Here is a 3,524-nt window from a genome sequence, read left to right as displayed (position 1 = left end):
CCGCCACTACCGAGGCGACCCTGACGCAGGTGCTCGCAGCGGGCGGCCTCGACGACGACTTCATGCACTTCTGGCCTCCGCTGGTGCGCGCTGCCCTGGCTGCAGGCGACGTCGCCCGGGCCGAACGGCTGCTCAAGCCCGTGACCAGCGCGTTGCCAGGCGTGGTGTCGCCGGCGGTTCGGGCGCACCTGCGCCACCTCCAGGGGCTGATCGAAGCGACGCGCGGGGACGATCCCACCCTGGCCGAGGAGGATCTGCGGAGCGGGGTGGCGGCGCTGGCCGACTTCGGTGCCGCTGGTTGGAGCGCTCGGGCCGAGGAGGACCTGGCGCGCTGGCTGCTCGGGCAGGGTCGACCCAGGGACGCTGAGCCGCACCTTCGGAACGCGCGCGCTGTCTACGAGGCGATCGGGGCGACCGGCTGGCTGCGGCGACTCGACAGCGAACGGGCCGCGGCGTGGTCAGCCACGTCAGCGACCTGAGAAGTCGGCCCTTCGGCGCTGGACAAAGCTGGCCAGGCCCTCGCGGGCGTCCTCGCTCGCCAGTACCCCGGGGAGCAGGCCGGCCAGGTGCGCCGAGGCTGCAGCCGGACCCTCGGCCTCCCCGACCCGTGCGTTCGCCAGGGTCGACTGCACCCCGAGCGGCGCCTGCGCGGCGATAGACCCGGCTAGCTGACGGGCCCGGCCGAGCTCCCCACCGGCCGGGACGACCTCCTGGACCAGCCCGATCCGCAACGCCTCGACGGCGCCGAACTCCTCCGCGGTCAGCAGGAACCGCATCGCGTTGCCCCAGCCCAGCCGGGTGGTCGCCCGGAACGTCGCCCCGCCGAACGGCAGGATGCCCCGGGCGATCTCCAGCTGGGCGAACCGGACGTCGTCCGCCGCCACCACGAGGTCCGACGCGAGGGCCAGCTCGATCGACAGCGTGAACGCGATCCCCTGCACCGCCATCACGACGGGCTTCGGGACTGGTTCGCGCCAGACCCCGAACGGGTCGAACGCGTGGTTGCCCGAGAGCGCGGCCGGTCCCTGTGAGGCGACCGCCGCCCCCACCTCGGCCAGGTCCAGGCCGGCCGAGAAGTGCGGGCCGTGGCCGAAGATCACCCCGACCCTTAGCTCGGGGTCCCGACCCAGCAGCTCGTACGCCGCACCCAGCTCATCGATCGTGGCCAAGTCCCAGGCGTTGCGCTTCTCCGGCCGGTTCACCCCCATGAGGAGCACGTGCCCGTCTCGCTCCACCGTCACCCGCTGCGTCATGGCGGCCATCCTCCCAGCCCCGTCCCCTTCCCGCATGAAGGTGCCCTTCTGCGCGCAGGGCCGCACAAAGCGCATCTTCATCGACGGCGTCTTCCGGCGACCCGGCGTCCGATGAAGGATGGGAAGTTGCGACCACCCGCACGGAAGGGCTTCATGCGGGGGGTGGTCCTGGCGTTGACGCGCCGCACCGGCGGGTCGAGACTGCCAGGAGCAGGCCCCGCCATGACGTCGTGTGCGGAGGTGAGCGTTCGTGGCGACCTGGCCCGCGCCCTCGTCCTCAGGAGGCCTCCGGTGACCACACAGCTGACGCAGCAGCAAGCCCAGGACCACGTCCTCGTCGATCGGTACACCGACATCGTCGGGCCGAGCACCGAGATGCTCGGCCCGGTGAAGGACGGTGGACGGATCGAGTACCTCACCGTCCCAGGCTGCTGGGGACCCATGATCACACCTTCCATCCGCAGCGGCCACGAGGTCAGCCTCCCCGTGCGGGTGGAGGGCGCACGCATCCGGGACGCTGTCGCGCTGCACATCGAGACGCTCGAGCAGACCTCGCGAGCCACCACCTCGGGAACGCACGTTGGCGTCGAGGGCCGGTTCATCAGCGACCCGTTCGTCGCCAACATCTGCCCGACCTGCCGGGACGCCGGCCGGCACTTCCTCTACCCGGACACCTACCTGGACGGGATCGGTGAGGGCGCCGTCAAGTGCAAGGCCTGCCACAGCGAGGTGATGGCCTTCCACATGGTCGAGGGCTACACGATGGTGTTCGACGAGCCCAAGGGGATCGGGGTGACCGTGTCGCGCGGTCGTGCCGAGGAGCTCGCCCACGACGCGCGCGAGTGGGTGGCGCTCACCGAGCACTCCACCCAGCACCCCATCGTCGTCCTCGGCCGGGCCGACCTGGTCGGCACCATGACCCGCTGCCGGATCTCCGCAGGCAACCTGGGCTCGATCCCGGCGATCGACCTGCCCAGCTCGCACAACTGTGGGGACTTCGGCGCGTTCCTGGTTGGCGCGCAGCACGAGTTCGCCGTCACCGAGGAGCAGCTGGAGCTGCGCACCGACGTGCACATGGACGTCGACTCGGTGCGGCAGGGCAGCATCCTCCTCGTCCCCGTGAAGGTCGACGGAGCGGGCATCTACGCTGGCGACGTCCACGCGATGATCGGCGACGGCGAGATCGCGGTGCACACCACCGACATCGGTGCCCGCGTCGTGGTGCGGGTCGAGGTCATCAAGGGGCTCGAGCTGGACGGGCCGCTGCTACTGCCGCCGGCCGAGGACCTGCCGTTCCTGGCCCGGCCGTTCAGCGCGGACGAGGTCTCTCGCGGCAAGGCGATCGCGGCGGAGAACGCCACCACGCTGGAAGGGCCAGTTCTTCCCGTGCAGGTCCTCGGCTCGGGCCCGTTCATCAACGCAGCGGTCGACAACGCGGTGGCGCGAGCGGCACAGCTGTTCGGCATGACCGTCGACGAGGTCAGGAACCGTTCGACGATCTCCGGAGCAGTCGACATCGGCCGGTTGCCCGGGTTCGTGCAGCTGAGCCTGCTCGTCCCGAGAGAGAAGCTCGAGCAGCTGGGGATCCTGCACCTGGTCGAGGCGCAGTACGGCACGCCGCCGGGCTGGTGACCGCGTGCGGGTGACCCTGATGCGCACCGAGGCCCTCAGCGGACGGCGGGTCGAGGAAGTGGCTGAGCTCGCCGACGGAACTCTGGCCGGCGAGCTGCTGGACCAGCACGGGATCGACTCGCGCACCTGCGTCGTCGTGGTCAACGGTGCTGCGGTGACGCGTGGCGCGGCGCTTCGGGACGGCGACCAGGTTCGGCTCTACCCGGTCCAGGCTGGCGGCTGACAGCCCGCAGCCAAGATCTCTTGTCCGCCGCTAACGGACAGGGCTAGGTTCCCCGCATCGGAGCTCGCCGACGAGGGGAATCGCACCATGGGGCGGATGGCTCGCTCTCACCTGACCCGGCAGCTGAAGGCGGCGCACGCCGCCTGCGCGGAGTCTTCGGCCACCGGGATCCCCATCGACGAGGTGGCTGGTATCAGGTCCGAGCGGGACAGCCGCCAGGCGTCCCGAGCCCGGGAGGCAGCTGAGGCCTGCGGTGACGCCTCGACCGCGTGCTCGGGTGGGGAGCACCCGCGGACTCTGCGGCCAGAGAGGTCGCCAGCGAGAACGTGCGGCGCGTCGGCCGGCGCGAGTTCCTGGTGGGGGCGGGTCGGATCGCGGCCGGAGTGGCCGCGGTCGCCGTGGCCGGCGAGACGGGG

Annotated in this window: 4 protein-coding genes; 3 read left to right on the top strand and 1 reads right to left on the bottom strand. The window is 71.4% G+C overall.

The annotated features are described in order from the left end of the window. Positions 1–479, top strand: a 479-nt coding sequence (locus tag VIM19_18480) for a hypothetical protein (protein ID HEY5186834.1), incomplete at its 5' end; no start/stop codon positions are given. On the opposite strand, the gene VIM19_18475 is transcribed toward VIM19_18480, so the two are convergent. Then, a complete protein-coding gene (locus VIM19_18475) occupies positions 468–1,253 on the bottom strand; it encodes a crotonase/enoyl-CoA hydratase family protein (GenBank protein HEY5186833.1) in 786 nt (261 codons plus the stop codon). The genes VIM19_18480 and VIM19_18475 overlap by 12 nt on opposite strands. Positions 1,254–1,544: 291 nt before the next feature. Between VIM19_18475 and VIM19_18470 the strand changes: the two genes are divergently transcribed. Together VIM19_18470 and VIM19_18465 are read left to right on the top strand one after the other, a co-directional pair. Beyond that, entirely contained in the window at positions 1,545–2,885 is a 1,341-nt protein-coding gene (locus VIM19_18470) for an acetamidase/formamidase family protein (protein HEY5186832.1), read from the top strand. 4 nt (positions 2,886–2,889) lie between these two features. Next, complete coding sequence (locus tag VIM19_18465; GenBank protein ID HEY5186831.1) at positions 2,890–3,108, top strand: MoaD/ThiS family protein; 219 nt, start codon at positions 2,890–2,892, stop codon at positions 3,106–3,108. Positions 3,109–3,524: the final 416 nt, after the last annotated feature.

The organism is Actinomycetes bacterium (assembly GCA_036510875.1).
In the GTDB taxonomy this organism is placed as follows: Bacteria; Actinomycetota; Actinomycetes; order Prado026; family Prado026; genus DATCDE01.
Note: the sequence above shows the minus strand (reverse complement) of the source record. Positions and strands in the feature narration are given on the sequence as shown.

What these genes read in the sequence shown, in the direction of transcription:
- VIM19_18475 (HEY5186833.1), bottom strand. Translation starts at nt 1,253, where the DNA reads ATGACGCAGCGGGTGACGGTGGAGCGAGACGGGCACGTGCTCCTCATG.